This is a genomic window from Streptomyces sp. NPDC058246 (genome assembly GCF_042881985.1).
GTDB lineage: Bacteria > Actinomycetota > Actinomycetes > Streptomycetales > Streptomycetaceae > Streptomyces.
On the sequence record NZ_JBHVWZ010000018.1, the window covers coordinates 54,545 to 70,931 of the forward strand.

General features: G+C 71.8%; 11 protein-coding genes and 1 pseudogene. All 12 read right to left on the minus strand.

Annotated features, from left to right (window positions below; genetic code table 11):
- Positions 1-222 precede the first annotated feature (222 nt).
- The 12 genes and pseudogenes from ACFVXA_RS24990 to ACFVXA_RS25045 all read right to left on the minus strand — a co-directional run bounded on the left by ACFVXA_RS24990 (position 223) and on the right by ACFVXA_RS25045 (position 16,362).
- The gene (locus ACFVXA_RS24990) at positions 223-1,650 is read right to left on the minus strand and encodes an alkaline phosphatase family protein (RefSeq protein ID WP_390026741.1); all 1,428 of its coding nucleotides are present in this window, start codon (positions 1,648-1,650) and stop codon (positions 223-225) included.
- Positions 1,647-2,816 (minus strand): metabolite traffic protein EboE, encoded by a 1,170-nt coding sequence (gene eboE / locus ACFVXA_RS24995; protein ID WP_384022540.1) that lies wholly within the window; start codon positions 2,814-2,816, stop codon positions 1,647-1,649. The genes ACFVXA_RS24990 and eboE overlap by 4 nt, the downstream gene beginning before the upstream one ends.
- A gap of 3 nt (positions 2,817-2,819) precedes the next feature.
- Positions 2,820-3,668 (minus strand): TatD family hydrolase, encoded by an 849-nt coding sequence (locus ACFVXA_RS25000; protein ID WP_390026743.1) that lies wholly within the window; start codon positions 3,666-3,668, stop codon positions 2,820-2,822.
- Positions 3,668-4,402, minus strand: coding sequence for an EboA domain-containing protein (locus ACFVXA_RS25005; protein ID WP_390026818.1), 735 nt, complete (start codon positions 4,400-4,402; stop codon positions 3,668-3,670). The genes ACFVXA_RS25000 and ACFVXA_RS25005 overlap by 1 nt, the downstream gene beginning before the upstream one ends.
- 107 nt (positions 4,403-4,509) lie before the next feature.
- The gene (locus ACFVXA_RS25010) at positions 4,510-5,445 is read right to left on the minus strand and encodes a sugar phosphate isomerase/epimerase family protein (RefSeq protein WP_384022535.1); all 936 of its coding nucleotides are present in this window, start codon (positions 5,443-5,445) and stop codon (positions 4,510-4,512) included.
- 1,087 nt (positions 5,446-6,532) lie between these two features.
- Positions 6,533-7,028, minus strand: a pseudogene (locus tag ACFVXA_RS25015) (UbiA family prenyltransferase); the annotation flags it as partial.
- A 359-nt stretch (positions 7,029-7,387) separates the two neighbouring features.
- A complete protein-coding gene (locus ACFVXA_RS25020) occupies positions 7,388-8,611 on the minus strand; it encodes an inositol-3-phosphate synthase (RefSeq protein WP_390026746.1) in 1,224 nt (407 codons plus the stop codon).
- A 151-nt stretch (positions 8,612-8,762) separates the two neighbouring features.
- Entirely contained in the window at positions 8,763-10,166 is a 1,404-nt protein-coding gene (locus tag ACFVXA_RS25025) for a ThuA domain-containing protein (protein ID WP_390026749.1), read from the minus strand.
- Between the two features lie 17 nt (positions 10,167-10,183).
- Positions 10,184-12,697 (minus strand): PQQ-dependent sugar dehydrogenase, encoded by a 2,514-nt coding sequence (locus ACFVXA_RS25030; RefSeq protein WP_390026752.1) that lies wholly within the window; start codon positions 12,695-12,697, stop codon positions 10,184-10,186.
- Positions 12,698-12,831: 134 nt separating this feature from the next.
- Positions 12,832-13,836, minus strand: a complete 1,005-nt coding sequence (locus tag ACFVXA_RS25035) for a sugar phosphate isomerase/epimerase family protein (RefSeq protein WP_390026754.1) — start codon at positions 13,834-13,836, stop codon at positions 12,832-12,834.
- Positions 13,837-13,847: 11 nt separating this feature from the next.
- The gene (locus ACFVXA_RS25040; RefSeq protein ID WP_390026756.1) at positions 13,848-15,209 is read right to left on the minus strand and encodes a Gfo/Idh/MocA family protein; all 1,362 of its coding nucleotides are present in this window, start codon (positions 15,207-15,209) and stop codon (positions 13,848-13,850) included.
- Positions 15,210-15,294: 85 nt separating this feature from the next.
- The gene (locus tag ACFVXA_RS25045; RefSeq protein ID WP_390026758.1) at positions 15,295-16,362 is read right to left on the minus strand and encodes a substrate-binding domain-containing protein; all 1,068 of its coding nucleotides are present in this window, start codon (positions 16,360-16,362) and stop codon (positions 15,295-15,297) included.
- Positions 16,363-16,387: the final 25 nt, after the last annotated feature.

A 16,387-nucleotide genomic window follows, 5' to 3' on the forward strand; every position in this document is an offset into this window, starting at 1 on the left:
AGCGGGCTCGGGGTCGTGCCCGTTGCCGGGTTGAGCTCGGGTTCGTTTCCGGGTTGGGGTCGTGTTCGTTTTCCGGGTTGGCTCGGGTTCGTATCCCGGCCGGCCTCCTCCTTTGCCCAGGTCGGGCGGGTGCCGGGCGCCCGTCGCACGCGTAACGGGACGCGTTGTCAGTGGCGCGTGTTTCACTTTCCGTAGTCGCTCGTCACGGCTTGTCAGGCCTCGTCAGGTGAGGCCGGCCAGGTCGAGCAGCAGGGATTTCACTTCGGTGGCCGCGACGCGGCCGGTGACTGCGCGGGGGGTGGAGCAGATGATGAGCGGACCTTCGTCGTCGCTCAGGGGCAGGCGGCCGTGGCTGCCGCGAATAGGTGAGGGGTCCAGCGGTACGACCGCCATGCGGTAGCGCATGCCGAGCTTCTTGCGGGCCAACGCCGTGGCCGCCTTCACCTTGACGTAGGGGTCGAGGGGGTCCATGAACAGCTCGACCGGGTCGTAGCCGGGTTTGCGGTGGATCTCGACGAGCTGCGCGAAGTCGGGCGCGCGGGCGTCGTCGAGCCAGTAGTAGTACGTGAACCAGGCGTCCGGCTCCGCGACGGCGACGAGTTCGCCGGAGCGCGGGTGGTCGAGATGGTGGGCCTTCTTGCCCTCGTCGTCGAGGAGTTGCTCGATGCCGGGCAGACCGGCGAGCGCCGCCTTGGTGGCCTCCAGGTCCTCGGGGCGTCGCACGTAGACATGGGCTATCTGGTGGTCGGCGACCGCGAATGCGCGGGAGGCCATCGGGTCGAGGTACTCCATGCCGTCCTGCGTGTGCACTTCGAGGAGGCCGGCGCGGCGCAGGGCGCGGTTGATGTCGACGGGGCGGTCCGCGCGCGTGATGCCGTACTCGGAGAGCGCGACGACGGTACGGCCTTCCGCCCTGGCGTCGTCGAGGAGGGGAGCCATGGCCGCGTCGAGGTCCGCGGCAGCCTGGAGGGAGCGCGGGTCGTCGGGGCCGAAGCGTTGCAGGTCGTAGTCGAGATGAGGGAGGTAGCAGAGGGTCAGGTCCGGGCGGCGGGTGCGGTTGACGTGGCGGGTCGCGTCGATGATCCACCGGCTGGAGACGAGGTCGGCGCCGGGACCCCAGAAGTGGAAGAGGGGGAACGTGCCGAATTTCTGGGTGAGTTCGTCGTGCAGGGCCGGGGGACGGGTGTAGCAGTCGGGTTCCTTGCGGCCGTCGGCGTAGTAGACGGGACGGGGAGTGATGGTGATGTCGGTGTCGGCGCCCATGGCGTACCACCAGCAGATATTGGCGACCGTGTAGCCGGGGTGCGCGCGCCGGGCGGCGTCCCAGAGTTTGTCGCCGGAGACCAGCCCGTTGTGCTGCCGCCACAGGAGTACGTCGCCGAGCTCGCGGAAGTACCAGCCGTTGCCGACGATGCCGTGCTCACCGGGGTGGGTGCCGGTGAGGAAGGTGGACTGGGCGGCGCACGTGACGGCGGGCAGGACCGTGCCGAGCGGGGCACGGGAGCCGGACTGGCCGAGGGCCTCGAGGTGCGGCATGTGGTCGAGCAGACGGGGGGTCAGGCCTACGACGTCCAGGACGAGGAGAGGGGTGGGACGGGGGTGCTCGCTGGAGTGCTCGCCCTGCGGGGTCGGTACCGGCGGCTGGGTCATGGCAGCTCCTTGAGGCCGAGGTCCGTCAACAGGTCGCGGGCGAGGGTGAGTTCGGCGGCGATGCCGTCGGCGAGCTGGGCGCGGGCTCGGGGACGCAGCTCGGGCGGGAGTGCCTGCCAGGTGTAGGTCTCGACCTCCAGGTGGCGGGTGAGGGGGTGCGGACCGCCGACGAGGCGGGTCAGCGCGGTCCGCAGGACGGCGAGTGTGGAGGTGAGAGGCGCGGCGGGGGCCGCGTGCAGCGGGACGTGGAAGTGGGCGCGCCATGGCGAGGCGTCGGGCAGGGCGTCGCCCGCCAGGGCTTCGCCGAGGTCGTCGGTGCCGCGCAGGCCGGCGGAGGTCCGGGTGCGGGTCTGGTGCAGGAAGCGGGGCTCGTCGAACGCGGCGAGGGCCGTGCGGACTTCGGGGAGATGGGGGTGTGCGGCGTGCAGGGCGGCTGAGAGCTGGGACTTGACGACGGGGACGCGGGCTTGGGTGAGCGCGTCCAGGGCGGTGTGCGGGTCTTCGAAGGAGGTGGCGAGATGGCAGGTGTCGACGCAGATGCCGATGCGGTCATGGCCGATCGCGGCGAGCGGGGCGAGGGCGTCGGCGGTGGTCTCGACGACACAGCCGGGCTCGGGTTCCAGCCCGACACGGATGGAACGGCCGGTGAGTTCGTGGAGGGCGTCGAGGCGTTCGGCGAGCGTGGTGAGCGCCGCGCGGGCCGTCGCCGCCCGCTCGTCGTCGTACGCGGTACGCCAGGCGAGGGGCAGTGTGGAGATGCTGCCGTCGGTGACGTCGTCGGGGAGGAGCTGGGCGAGGACGCGGGCCAGGGCGGTGGTGTGGTCGAGCCGCTCCGGGTCGGCCCAATCCGGCTTGTAGACACGGTATTTGACCTCTTCGGCGCCGAAGCCTTCGTAGGGGAAGCCGTTGAGGGTCACGACTTCGAGGCCCCGGAGGTCGAGTTCGGCGCGCAGGCCGCGCAGCGCGGACGGGTCGGTGACCAGGGTGCGGGCGGCGTCTCTGGCGAGCCACAGGCCGATGCCGAGGCGGTCGCGGCCGAGGCGGCGGCGGACGGGTTCGCAGTGGTCGCGCAGCTGGGCGAGGACACCGTCGAGGGTCTCGGCCGGGTGGACGTTGGTGCAGTAGGCGAGGTGGACGGTGGAGCCGTCGGGGTGGCGGAAGCGCATCGCTCACTCCCCGCCGCGGAGGATGGAGTTGCCCTCGTGGGTGACACCCGGATTCGTGCCCAGGAGGTTCAGCCGGCCGCTGAGCCCATAGAAGGCCACCGGATTGCGCCACAGCACCCGGTCGACCTCGTCGTCGGTGAACCCGGCCTCCAGCAGGGCGTCGCCGACCCGGCGGGTCTTGAGGGGATCGCTTCTCCCCCAGTCCGCGGCCGAGTTGACGAGCACCCGCTCCGGCCCGTACTCCCGCAGGATCGCGACCATCCGCTCCTCGTCCATCTTGGTGTCCGGATAGACGGAGAAGCCCAGCCAGCAGCCGCTGTCCTTGGCCTCCTTCACGGTGGTCTCGTTGAGGTGGTCGACGAGGACCCGGTCCGGGGGCAGGGCGGAGTCGCGGACGGCGTCCAGGGTGCGGCGCAGGCCGGCCAGCTTGTCGCGGTGGGGGGTGTGGACGAGCGCGGGCAGTTCGTGGTCGGCCGCGAGTTGGAGCTGGGCGGCGAGCGCGTTGTCCTCGGCCGGGGTCATCGAGTCGTAGCCGATCTCGCCCACGGCCACGACCTGGTCCTTGACGAGATACCTGGGCAGCTCGTCCAGGACCGGGACGCAGCGGGGGTCGTTCGCCTCCTTGGGGTTCAGGGCGAGCGTGCAGTGGTGAGCGATGCCGTACTGGGCGGCGCGGAAGGGCTCCCAGCCGAGCAGGGAGTCGAAGTAGTCGAGGAAGGAGGCGGGTGAGGTGCGGGGCTGGCCGAGCCAGAAGGAGGGCTCGACGACGGCGCGGACGCCCGCGGCGTGCATGGCCTCGTAGTCGTCGGTGGTCCGTGACGTCATATGGATGTGGGGGTCGAAGATGCGCATCAGGACTCCTTGCCGGGGGTGCCCGACGTGCCGGGGTTCTCCGACATGCCGGGACTGGGCGACGCGCCGGGGCTGCCGGGCGTGCCGGTGGGGGTGGCCGTGGGTTCGATGGGCTCGGCGGTCTTGGCGGGATCGGTTCGCTCGGCGGGCTGGGTGGGCTCCGTCAGCGCCAGGACGCGGTACAGGTCCTCGGGTACGGGACGGCCCGCGGCGGCGCGTTCCTCGGCGTAGTCGCCGAGCATGCGGGCGAGTTCGGCGTCGGCGTGGGCGCGCCGGGGCAGTTCGGCCACCTCGTCGACGGGGACGCCGGTGAACAGGCACTTCAGGACGGCGTGCCGCCAGTTGTGGGCGTCCAGGTGGCGGGCGGCGTAGGGGCCGACGGCGGCCGCGACCAGCCGGGTGTCGTTGGTGCGCAGGGCGTCCTCGACGAGGGGCAGCGCGTCGGGGCCCGGCACGAGGTGAGGGAGGGCGTGCAGGACGGCTCGGCGTTCGGCGGCGGTGCCCTGGCGGTAGACGCGGGTGAGTGCGTCCGGATCGGCGCGGGCGGCGTGCAGGAGGAGGACGCGGGCGGCGTCGGCGTACTGCGGCCCGCACCGGCGTCCGGCCTCGGCGATCCGCAACTCCCAGACGGAGATGGGCCCGTGGATGCCGGGGTGGGCGGCCGCCTCGTCGAGGGCCTGGTCGAGCCAGGCGCGGGCGGCTCCACCGAGGTGGCTGTCGAGGCGGGCGTGCAGGGCGGCGAGGGCCGGGTGGGACGGGGGGCCGGCCTGGTTGGCGTGGGGGTGATGGCGGTCGTGGCCGGGCGGACTGGACTGGTCGCGCTGGGTTCGGTGGGGGTGGTTCACGGGGTTCTCCCTTCGGGGCCTGTGGGGGTCGCCCGGGCCGCGCGGTGGAGGAACGGGAGGGACTGTTCGGCGAAGTGGGGGCCCGCATGGGAGTGGCGGGGCAGTTCGACGACGGTGAGCGCCTGGTAGCCGGTGGAGGCCAGGGCTTCGAGTACGGGCGGGAAGTCGATCTCCCCGTCCCCGAACGGGAGGTGTTCATGGATGCCGCGGCGCATGTCCTCGATCTGGACGTGACGCAGCCAGGGGGCGGCGGCGCGTACGCAGTCGGCGGGAGGGAGGGGTTCGAGGCACTGGCAGTGACCGATGTCCAGGGTGAGCCCGAGCGCGGCCGGGTCGCCGAGTGTTCGGCGCAGGCGGTGGAAGCCGGCGAGGGAGGAGAGCAGGTGGCCGGGTTCGGGTTCGACGGCGAGGGGGACGCCGGCGCGGGTGGCGGCGTCCAGCACCGGGGTGAGCGCCTCGGCCAGGCGTTTCCAGGCGGTGTCCTCGTCCGTGCCGGGCGGGGTGACTCCGCTGAAGCAGTGCACGGCGTGGGCGCCGAGATCGCTGCCGACCTGGACGGCACGGACGAGCAGGTCGACGCGGCGCGCACGGTCGTCCGCGTCCGGGTCGAGGAGCGAGGGGCCGTGTTTGCGTCGTGGGTCGAGGACATAGCGGCCGCCGGTTTCCACCGTGACGCCGAGGCCGAGTGCCGACAGCCTGTGGGCCACCTTCCCGGTACGGGCGGCCAGGTCCGGGGCGAGCGGGTCCAGGTGCATGTGGTCGAGGGTCAGGCCCACGCCGTCGTAGCCGAGGTCGGCGAGGAGGGCGAGGGCGTCGTCGAGACGGAGGTCGGTGAGGCCGTTGGTTCCGTAGCCGAACCGGAGGGGGTGGGAGGAAGGATCCGGCCTCGCGTGCGCGGTCGCCTGCTCGGACGGGCACGGGCTCGGGGTCATGTGACGCTCACCTTCCTCGCGAACGTGCGGGCGGCCGGGGCGAGTGCGGCTGTCAGGAGGGCGGTCACGGGTGCGCCCGCGCGGGCCGCGAGGGTGGCTTGGAGCGGGATCATGGCGCGGATTCCGCCGCCGACGGCTCGCTGGGTGAGCGCGGGTGAGGGGTTCAGGGCGGCGTGGAAGAGGGGGCGGGCGGAGGTGGCGGCGAACGCGAGGGTGAGGGCGCCGCGGAGGGTGTCTGACACGGGGTGCGGTGAGGGGCCGGGGCGTACAGAGGGGGCCTGTTGCCGGCCCGACCCCGCTCGCGTGCCGTCATGCCCTGGGGGCCCGCCTGTTGGAGCCTCACCGACAGGCGGGCGCGTGCCGGATCGGCCGTTCGCCAGTTCCCAGGCCAGCACTCCGGTCGTGGCCAGCGCGGCCAACGGTGCCACCGACGAACCGCCCTGCGTCTCACCGCGCGACACCGTGGTCACCGCGAAGGTGTGGGCGGCCAGGGCGAGAGCGGCGGGGAGGGCAGTACGACAGGCGGCCGTCACGCTGAGGACCAGGTCCTGGCCTCGGGTACCCCCGACGGTCGCCGCACCCGCGATCACCTCCCGGTCGCGTGCGGAAGCTCCGACGGTCACCGAGCCGAGAGGTCGGTTCCGGCTGCGAGGACGACGTTCGATGGTCACCGCACCTGGCGGCACGGACACCCCGCCCACGGCACCACCAGCCAGCGACGAACCAAAGAGCCGGCCCCAACCGCGAGCCGTACCGACAGTGGCCGCCGCACCAGGAGGCACAGACCCACCGGCCACGGCACCACCAGCCAGCGACGAACCAAAGAGCCGGCCCCAACCGCGAGCTGTACCGACAGTGGCCGCCGCACCAGGAGGCACAGACCCACCGCCCACGGCACCATCAGGCACCGACGAACCAAGCAGCCGACTCCAACCGCGAGGGGTACCGGCGGTGGTCCGCGCGCCAGGGGGCACGGACACGTCGCGCTCGGCGCCTCCGGTGGCCGCCGAGCCGAGACGCCCCATCCGGCCACGCGGGGTATGGGCGGTGGTCGCGGCGCCCGGGCGGGTGTCCCGGCTGGGATGCGTGCTCGCGGCCGCCGTCGCGCCGAGGAGTACGTCCAGGCCGCGGGCGGCGGCCATGGCCGCAGGTCCGGCGGGGGTTCGTTTGAGTTTCAGGTCGTATGCCCAGACCGTGGCGGCGAGGGGCGCGGCGACCGCGAGGGCCGGGCGACCCGCGCGTGCCGCCAGGGCTAGGCCCGCCGCTGTCAGGACTCCGGCCGCAGTCAGCGCTGCGGCCGGGTGTATGCGGCCCGACGGCAGCGGGCGGTGCGGGCGTTCGACGGCGTCCTCGGCGCGGTCGGACCAGTCGTTGAGGGCCATGCCCGCCTCGTACAGGCAGAGGGAGGAACCGATGGCGAGCAGGGTGCGGGAGTTGGGGCGTGCGCCGACGGCGGCGGCCCCCGCGAGCGCGTCTCCGGGGACGGTGAACAGGGCCGGGAGCCGGAGTAGTTCGGCCCAGGACCGGGCCCGGTCCCAGCCCTTCGCATGCGCCGCATTCCCCGCACGCGCCCCCTTCCCCACACGCACCCACTTCGCCGCACGCACCCACTTCCCAGCCCGCGCGCTCTCCGCCGCCTGCGCGCTCTCCCCCGCCTGCGCTCTCGTGGTCCTCGGGACCGAGTCGGCCGACGCGCCCGTCCCAACCTTTGGATCCGACCCGGCCCGCGCCCCCACCTGCGCGGGTTCGCCCGGCCCACCCGCCGCAGCTACGCCGGCCCGCGCGTCCACCCCACCCGTCGCACCCGAACTTCCCCGCCCAGCCGGCCTACCCGACGCACCCGACGCGCCCAGCCCCGTCCGCGGACCCAGAGGACCCTGCGCACCCGCCCCGCTCGACCCATTCGGCGCACTCGACCCACTCCCGCCAAGCCCCCACACCCTCACAGTCCCTCCCCGGAAAGTTCCCGAAGTCGCGCCGCGAAGGCCGCCAGGGCCGCGTACTGGTCCCCCAGTGCCGAGGGGCCCTCCCCCACCGGGTCCTTGAAGTAGAAGCCGAGATCGCTCAACGATCCGGTGAGGCCGGCCTCGTGGGCGCGTGCGGTCAGGCGGGCGAGGTCGAGGACGAGGGGGGCCGCGAGTGCGGAGTCGCAGCCCTGCCACGTGGTCTGGAGGATCATCCGGGTGCCGAGGAAGCCGTCGAAGGCGATGTGGTCCCAGGCGGTCTTCCAGTCACCGAGGGCGGGGACGTCGTCGATGTGGGTCTCGCCCTCCGGAGCGGCGCCCAGGGTGTCGGCCAGTACGCGCTCCTTGCCGGCGTTCTTGGCCGCGGCGGCGGCGGGGTCGGCGAGCGCGGCGCCGTCGCCGCCGCCCAGGAGGTTGGTGCCGGACCAGGCGCGGACGGCGAGCGCGCGCTCGGCGAACATCGGGCCGAGCACCGACCGGAGCAGCGTCTGGCCGGTCTTGCCGTCGCGGCCCGCGTAGGGCAGCCCACTGGACTCGGCCAGGGATGTCAGCTCCGGGTGGTGCAGACCCGTCGAGGGGGTGAAGTTCACGTACGGGCAGCCGGCCCGCAACGCCGCCGCCGCGTAGAGCGAGCTCGGGGGCAGCGCCGCCCCTCCGTGAGCGGCCCCCACGGATGCCGCCGCTCCGCGGGCGGTCTCGACCACGGCCTTCCCTGCGATGGCAGGGTCTGCGAGGACGGGCTCTGCGAGGGCGGGCTCTGTCGAGGCCACGTTCACCACGACCGCCCGGGACAGGCCGTACCGGCGGACGAAGTCCCGTATGTCCGCGGCGAAGGCGTCGACGAGCTCGGCCGGGTCGTGGGTGTCGCCGGGCGTGGGGCCACCGGGGCGGATCTCCCGGTCGGCGGCGGCCAGTTCGGCCGCGACCGCCGAGGGAAGGCCGTGCGGGAGGACGCCACCGGCGACCAGGGCCTCCGCCCGTTTCGGGAGCGGGCAGTCCACCGTGTCGTGGCCGCCGAAGACCAGGGACGACAGCGCGGGCAGGCCGCAGTCGGCGAAGAGGTCGGTTTCGGTGATCATGCCCGTGGGGGCGTGCAGCCCGGCGGTGACGGCAGCACAGCCGGTGATGACGGTGGTGGCGACGGAGCCGCGCGCTCCGATCAGCCACACCCCCACCCGGGGATCAGCAGGGGACACGGACATGGGCAGCAGCCTCCTCATCGTGCGTAAGCCAGGAGATACGTCAGCCGGGAGTTACGTCGGCCAGGAAATACGTCGGCCGGGGATACGTCAGCCAGGAGCAGCGAGGGACGGGACGGCGGGCGGGAGTACGGCGTCTCCCGCCCGCCGCCGCTCAGTTGCCCGACGAAGCCCCGTGTGGGAGGGGTGTCGCGGGCTTCGTGGGCAGTTCCTTGATCCGGATGTCGCGGAAGGACACCTGGTCGTCGGCTCCGTGGTTCTGGATGCCGACGTGCCCGTCACGCAGACTCCGTGCCGGATCGGTGTTGGTGAAATCGTTGACCTTCACGCCGTTGAGCCAGACGCGGAGCCGCTCGCCCTCCACGCGGATCTCGTACGTGTTCCACTCCCCCGGCGGGTTGAGCGCGCGGTCGCGCTTCTTGATGTCGGCGGACTGGAAGCTGTACACGGCCCCGGTGGTGCGATCGGGGGCGTCGGTCGCGTCGATCTGGATCTCGTAGCCGTTGTTCACGGCGGACCAGGGGTCGTCGGAGGCCGGGAAGCCCACGAAGACACCGGAGTTGTCGTCCCCGGCCACCTTCCAGTCCAGCTTCAGCGAGTACGAGCCGAAGCCGGAGTCGCCCCCCGAGTCGGCCCCCGAGTCGGCCCCCGATCCGGTGTACCAGAGCATCCCCAGACCGCCGTGCGAGGTGAGCGTGCCGTCGTCCGACAGCGAGAACGAACCCGGACCCGCCTGCTTCCACGCCGACAGGGACTGGGCCGTGCCGTCGAAGAGCGGCCGGTAGCCGTTCTCCGGGCGGCAGTCCGCCTGGGCGTCGCCGATGGCGTACCGGATGCCGCCCGACAGGTGCCGGCGGAAGGCCGGTTCGGCGTACGACTCCTTGGTGTGGCCGCCCCCGGTGTAGAAGGCGCGGCCGCCCCGGTATTCCTGGCACCAGGCGATCGGATGATCGCCGCTCATCGTGCCGCCGGTGTACGACGACTCGTCGAGCGAGGCGAGGACGTGGGCGTGATCGCGCGGATTGGAGCGGTAGTTGTACCACTCGTCCGTGCGGGCCCAGGCCTTCGGCAGGTCCGAGGTCGCCGGGTGGGCCCGGTCCTCGACGTCGACCGTCGCGGGCTGGATGGCGGGGTGCGACTGGAAGTAGGCGCCCGCCAGACCGCCGTAGAAGGCCCAGTCGTACTCGGTGTCGGCGGCCGCGTGGATGCCCACGTAGCCGCCGCCCCGCTCGATGTACCGCTCGAAGGCGGCCTGTTGGGTGTCGTCGAGGACGTCACCCGTGGTGGACAGGAAGACCACGGCGTCGTACCGGGCGAGGTTGCGGGTGGTGAAGGCGCCCGCGTCCTCGGTGGCGTCGACGGCGAAGCCGCCCTCCGTGCCCAGGTCCCGTACGGCCGCGATGCCCTCGGGAATCGAGTCGTGCCTGAAGCCGGCGGTCTTGGAGAAGACCAGGACCCGGCTCTCGTCCGCGTCCTTCGACGCGGCCGGTCCCGACACGCAGCCGATGAGCAGAGCGGCCGCGGCACCCACCGTCAGCATCTGTGCTGATGCGCGCATGACAGTCACACAGCCCTTCAGCTCGTCGTGAAGGTGAAGTCGTCCACGTCGTAGAGCGCGCCGGTGCCGCTGCCCTTGAAGACGAGGTAGAGCGTGGTGGTGCCGCGCGGCGCACCGGAGAGATCCGCGGTCACGTCCTGGAAGGTGTCCCAGCCGCCGGTCACCGGTACGGTCGCGGTGCCGAGCAGGCGGCCGGTGGCGGAGCCCGCGCGGACCTCGAGGGTGCCGCCCGATCCGGCGGACGAGATACGTGCCGTGATCTTCGTGGCGTTGCTCAGCACGTACGGCTTGAACGCGATCCAGTCGCCGTTATTGATGTCGCCCACCGTCTTGCCGCCGTGCGCGGTGGCCTTCGACTGCACGGTGATCCCCGAAGCGGTGCCGTAGTGCTCGGCCTGGCGGTGCCTGGGCTGGGTGACATGCTGGTCGTGGCTGGTCAGCGAGGCCTGTCCGCCGCCTCCGCCGTCCGTGTACTCGGCGTCGAAGACACCGAAGATGTTCGCGTCGTCGTCATGGCCGTTGCCCGCGCCGGTCGCGATGGTTCCGGAGCAGCCGTTGGCGGAGGTCAGCAGGTGACCGTGGCTGTCGTGGCCGAGGATGAAGTTGACCTTCACCTTGGAGCAGTCGATCGTCCCGTCCTCCGGGTCGGTCACCTTCACCTTGAAGGGCACGGTGTCGCCGAAGCTGAACAGCTGGCCGTCCCGGGGCAGTTCGAGCGTCACCTTGGGCGCGGTGTTGCCGACGACGACCTGGACGCTGGCGCTGCCCGTACGGCCACCCGGGTCCTTGGCGGTCACGGTGGCGGTGTAGGTGCCGTTCTTCTTGTACTTGTACGTCGGGTTCGGCGCGGTCGACTTGCCGCCGTCGCCGAAGTCCCAGCTGTAGGTGAGGGCGTCACCGTCGGCGTCGGTCGAACCGGCCGAGGAGAAGCTGACCTTGAGGGGTGCCTGTCCGGAGGTGCGGTCGGCCGCGGCCTGCGGTACGGGCGAGTGGCCGTCGGTGGCGTTCTCGATGCGGTACAGGCCCGAGTGCTCGTCGCCGCCGAACCAGGCGGTGCCGTAGTCGAGGACGTACAGCGCCCCGTCGGGGCCGAAGGCCATGTCCATCACCTGGGTGCCCGTCCAGGGGAAGGCGTTGATGGACTGCACGGTGCCGCTGCCGTCCGACACGATCCGCTTGATCCAGCGGCGGCCGAACTCTCCGGCGAAGAAGTTCCCGTCGTACGCCTGCGGGAACTTCACGGGCGAGTCGAGCGAGGCGTCGTAGTGGTAGACCGGACCGCCCATGGGGGACTCCGAGCCGCTGCCGAACTCCGGGACGGACCCGCCGTCGTAGGGGATCCAGGCGGCCTGGGCCGGGGGCAGGTCGGTGAGGCCGGTGTTGTGGGGCGAGTTGTTCTTGGGCGCGTTGCAGTCGAAGGTCGCGCCGGACGTCTTGGTCGCGAAGTCGTAGTCCACGTAGGCGTCGTTCTTGCCCGTGCAGTACGGCCAGCCGAAGTTGCCGGGGCCGGTCACGCGGGCGAACTCGACCTGGCCGCCGGGGCCGCGGGCCGGGTCGGCCGCGCCCGCGTCCGGGCCGTAGTCACCGACGTACAGGATGCCGGTCGCCTTGTCGACGCTGAAGCGGAACGGGTTGCGGAAGCCCATCGCGTAGATCTCGGGGCGCGTCTTGTCCGTGCCAGGCGCGAAGAGGTTGCCGTCGGGGATGGAGTACGAGCCGTCGGCGTTCACCTTGATGCGCAGGATCTTGCCGCGCAGGTCGTTGGTGTTGCCGGCCGAACGCTGGGCGTCGAAGGCCGGGTTGCGGTCGGCGCGCTCGTCGATGGGGGTGAAGCCGTCGGACTGGAAGGGGTTGGAGTCGTCCCCGGTCGAGAGGTAGAGGTTTCCGGCCGCGTCGAAGTCGATGTCGCCGCCGACGTGGCAGCAGATGCCACGGGACGTCTGCACGTCGAGGATCTTCTTCTCACTGGCGTTGTCCAGCGTGCCGTCGGCCTTGAGGACGAAGCGAGAGAGGCGGTTGACTCCGTCGAAGGGAGCGAAGTCGGCGGCGGTGCCGGTCTCCGGGGCGTCGCCCGCCGGGGTGTTCAGGGGCGGCGCGTAGTAGAGGTAGATGTAGCGGTTGGTGGCGAAGCCGGGGTCGATGCCCACGCCTTGCAGGCCTTCCTCGTCGTGCGAGTACACGTCGAGCTTGCCCGCGATCTTGGTGTTGCCCGCCGCGTCGGTGAGGCGGAGTTCACCGTCGCGTGAGGTGTGCAGGACCGAGCGGTCGGGGAGCACGGCGAGTGACATGGGCTCGCCGACCTCGGGCTCGCCCTTGGCGAGGGTGACTTGCTGGAAGTCCTCCGCAGCGGCCGCGCTGTTCTGCCGGGCGACCGCGCTGTCCTGCCCGGCGACGGCTGCGCCTGCCTGGGGTGCGGTCAGGGTGAGGGAAGCGGCCGCGAGCAGCGCGCCGCTGAGCAGGGCGAGTGCCCCGCGGAGTCTCGGACGTCTCGAGTGGCTCGTGTTCTTCCTGTTTCTGACGTACGGGTGCACGAAATGCCTCCATGAAGGGGCTGGTCGTACGGGCGGGTGCCGCGGTGCGGCGGTACGCCGGGGTGCGCCGTCACCCCGGAGTGCGATGAACTCTTCTGCGCCGAACTGTGCTGCGCCGAACTGTGCTGCGCGGCCTAGTCGTTGCCGCCGAACGCCGCGTCGAACGAGGCCGACGGCGGCTCGAAGTCGTATGCCTTGAGGCGGGTCAGGGCCTCGGGCGCGCCCTGGAGGCGGTCCATGCCGGCGTCCTCCCACTCGACGGAGACGGGGCCCGCGTAGTCGATGGAGCGCAGCATGCGGAAGACGTCCTCCCAGGGGACGTCGCCGTGGCCCGCGGAGACGAAGTCCCAGCCGCGCCGCGGGTCGCCCCAGGGCAGGTGCGAGCCGAGGCGGCCGTTGCGTCCGTCGAGCCGCTTGCGGGCTTCCTTGCAGTCGACGTGGTAGATCCGGTCGCGGAAGTCGTAGAGGAAGCCGACCGGGTCGAGGTCCTGCCACACGAAGTGGGACGGGTCGAAGTTCAGGCCGAAGGCGGGACGGTGGTCGACCGCCGCCAGTGCCTTGTGCGTGGTCCAGTAGTCGTACGCGATCTCGCTCGGGTGGACTTCGTGTGCGAACCGCACGCCCTGCGCGTCGAAGACGTCCAGGATCGGGTTCCAGCGCGTCGCGAAGTCCTCGTAGCCGCGCTCGATCATCGACTCGGGGGCGGGCGGGAACATCGCGACCAGATGCCAGATCGCCGAGCCGGTGAAGCCGATGACGGTGTCGACGCCGAAGGCCGCCGCCGCGCGTGCGGTGTCGGCGATCTCGGCGGCGGCCCGCTGCCGTACGCCCTCCGCCTCGCCGTCGCCCCAGATGCGGGCGGGCAGGATGGCCCGGTGGCGCTCGTCGATGATGGCGTCGCAGACGGCCTGGCCGACCAGGTGGTTGGAGATCGCCCAGCACTTGAGGCCGTACTTGTCGAGGAGCGCGTGCCGGGACTCGATGTACAAGGGGTCGGCGAGCGCCTTGTCGACCTCGAAGTGGTCGCCCCAGCAGGCGAGTTCGAGCCCGTCGTAACCGAATTCGCGGGCGAGTCGGCAGACCTCTTCCAGCGGCAGGTCGGCCCACTGGCCGGTGAAGAGCGTGAAATTGCGCGGCATACCGGGCCTCCTCAGACCGCGATGGGTGTGTAGACGGAGTTCTTCTCGGCGCTCTCCTCCACCGCCGCGAGCACGCGCTGCACTTGCAGCCCGTCGGCGAAGGACGGCACCGGAGCGTGGCCCGCCGCGATGGCCTGCACGAGGTCGCGGGCCTGGTGCACGAAGGTGTGCTCGTAGCCGAGTCCGTGGCCCGGCGGCCACCAGGCGTCCAGGTAGGGGTGGTCGGGCTCGGTGACGAGGATGCGACGGAATCCCGCGTGCGCGCCGGGTTCGGTGTGATCGTGGTACGAGAGTTCGTTGAGGCGCTCCAGGTCGAAGGCCAACGAGCCGCGCTCACCGTTGAGTTCGATGCGCAGAGAGTTCTTGCGCCCGGTGGCGAAGCGGGAGGCCTCGAAGGAGGCGAGGGCGCCGGAGGCGAAGCGGGCGGTGAACAGGGCGGCGTCGTCGACGGTGACCGTGCCCACGCCGGCCCCGGATCCGGACCCGAAGGCAGAGCCGGTGACAGTGCCGGACCCGGAGTCAGAGTCAGAGCCGGAGCCGGTTACAGTGCCGGACCCGGAGTCAGAGTCAGAGCCGGAGCCGGTGAAACTGCCGGACCCGGGCCCCGACCCGCCTCCGGCGTCGCCCGCCTCCGCGACGGCCGACAGCCCGCTCGACGCCCCGCCGGGCAGCGGCCGCTGCCGTACGAACGTCTCGGTGAGGGCGGAGACTCCGACGAGCGGCTCCCCGGCCAGATACTGCGCGAGGTCGACGATGTGCGCGCCGAGGTCGCCGAGCGCCCCCGACCCGGCCAGTTCCTTGCGCAGCCGCCAGGTCAGCGGGAACTCCGGGTCCACCAGCCAGTCCTGGAGGTACGTCACCCGTACGTGCCGCAAGGTGCCCAGGCGCCCCTCGGCCACCATCTGCCGGGCGAGCGACGTGGCGGGCACCCGGCGGTAGTTGAAGCCGACCATGGCCAACTGTCCGCGAGCGGCCGCCGCTTCGGCGGCCGCGGCCATGGCGACGGCCTCGTCCACCGTGTTCGCGAGGGGCTTCTCGCACAGCACGTGCTTGCCCGCGGCCAGGGCGGCGAGGGCGATCTCGGCGTGGCTGTCGCCGGGGGTGCAGATGTCGACGAGGTCGACGTCGTCCCGGGCGATCAGGGCCCGCCAGTCGGTCTCGGCCGCCGCCCAGCCGTGCCGGTCCGCCATGGCCCGCACAGCCTGTCCGTCACGGCCGCAGACGGCGGCGAGGACCGGATTGCGTGGCAGGTCGAAGACGTGGCCCACGGTGCGCCAGCCCTGCGAGTGGGCGGCGCCCATGAACGCGTAACCGACCATGCCCACGCCCAATGACGGTTTCTCGGCCTCGTCGCCCTGGTGCGGCTGTCCCATGCGGATGTCCTCCTCGTCGTCGTGACACGGTGGGGGGTGGGGCCCGGTCTGCTGCTGCCGGACAGGGCCCCCGGGGCAGGGCATCTCACTTGAAGCCGGTGGCCATGTACTGCTGGACGTTGTCCTTGTCGACGACGGCCGAGTAGAGAGTGAGCGACGCGGGGATCTCGAACTCGGCGAGGCCGCCGACGCCCTTGCCCTGGCCGAGCGCGCGAGCGAGGTCGATCGCGGACGCGGCCATGGTGGGCGGGTACAGGACGGTGGCCTTGAGAACGCTGTTGTCGGCGTCGATGGCCTGGAAGGCGGAGAGCGCGCCGGCGCCGCCGACCATCAGGAAGTCGTCGCGCCCGGCCTGCTTGATGGCGCGCAGGGCGCCGACGCCCTGATCGTCGTCGTGGTTCCACAGCGCGTCGAACTTCGGTTGGGCCTGGAGGAGTTGGGCCATCTTGGCCTGCCCGGACTCGACGGTGAACTCGGCGGCCTGCCGGGCGACCTTCTTGACGTTGGGATAGTTCTTCAGGGCGGCGTCGAAGCCCTGGGTGCGCTGCTTGGTGAGCTCGAGGTTGTCGAGCCCGGCGAGTTCGATGACGCGGGCGTTCTTCTTGTCCTTGAGCTTCTCGCCGATGTAGTGGCCGGCGCTGAGACCCATACCGTAGTTGTCACCGCCGATCCAACAGCGGTACGCCTGCGGTGAACTGAAGATCCGGTCCAGGTTGACCACGGGGATGCCGGCGCGCATCGCCTTGAGGCCGACCTGGGTGAGCGCCGCGCCGTCGGCGGGCAGCACGACCAGGACGTCGACCTTCTTGTTGATCAGTGTCTCGATCTGGCCGATCTGCGCGGCCGTGTCGTTGGAGCCCTCGGTGATCTCCAGGGTGACGTCCGCGTACTTCTTGGCGCGGCTCTTGGCGTTGTCGTTGATGGCGTTGAGCCAGCCGTGGTCGGCCTGCGGGCCCGCGAAGCCGATGGTGACGTGCTTACCGGGCTTGTCGTCGGCGGCCGGCTGGCTGTTGGCGGCCGTCTTCTCGTTCTTGGTGTCGTTGCTGGTGCAGCCGGCGAGGAGGGCACCGGCCGAGACGGCGGCGGTACCGAAGAGCAGTCCTCTGCGACTCGTGTGGCCGGTGGGGCCGGTGCGGCTCGTGGGTTCTGGCATGGCGGTGGACCCTTCCCGTGTCAGG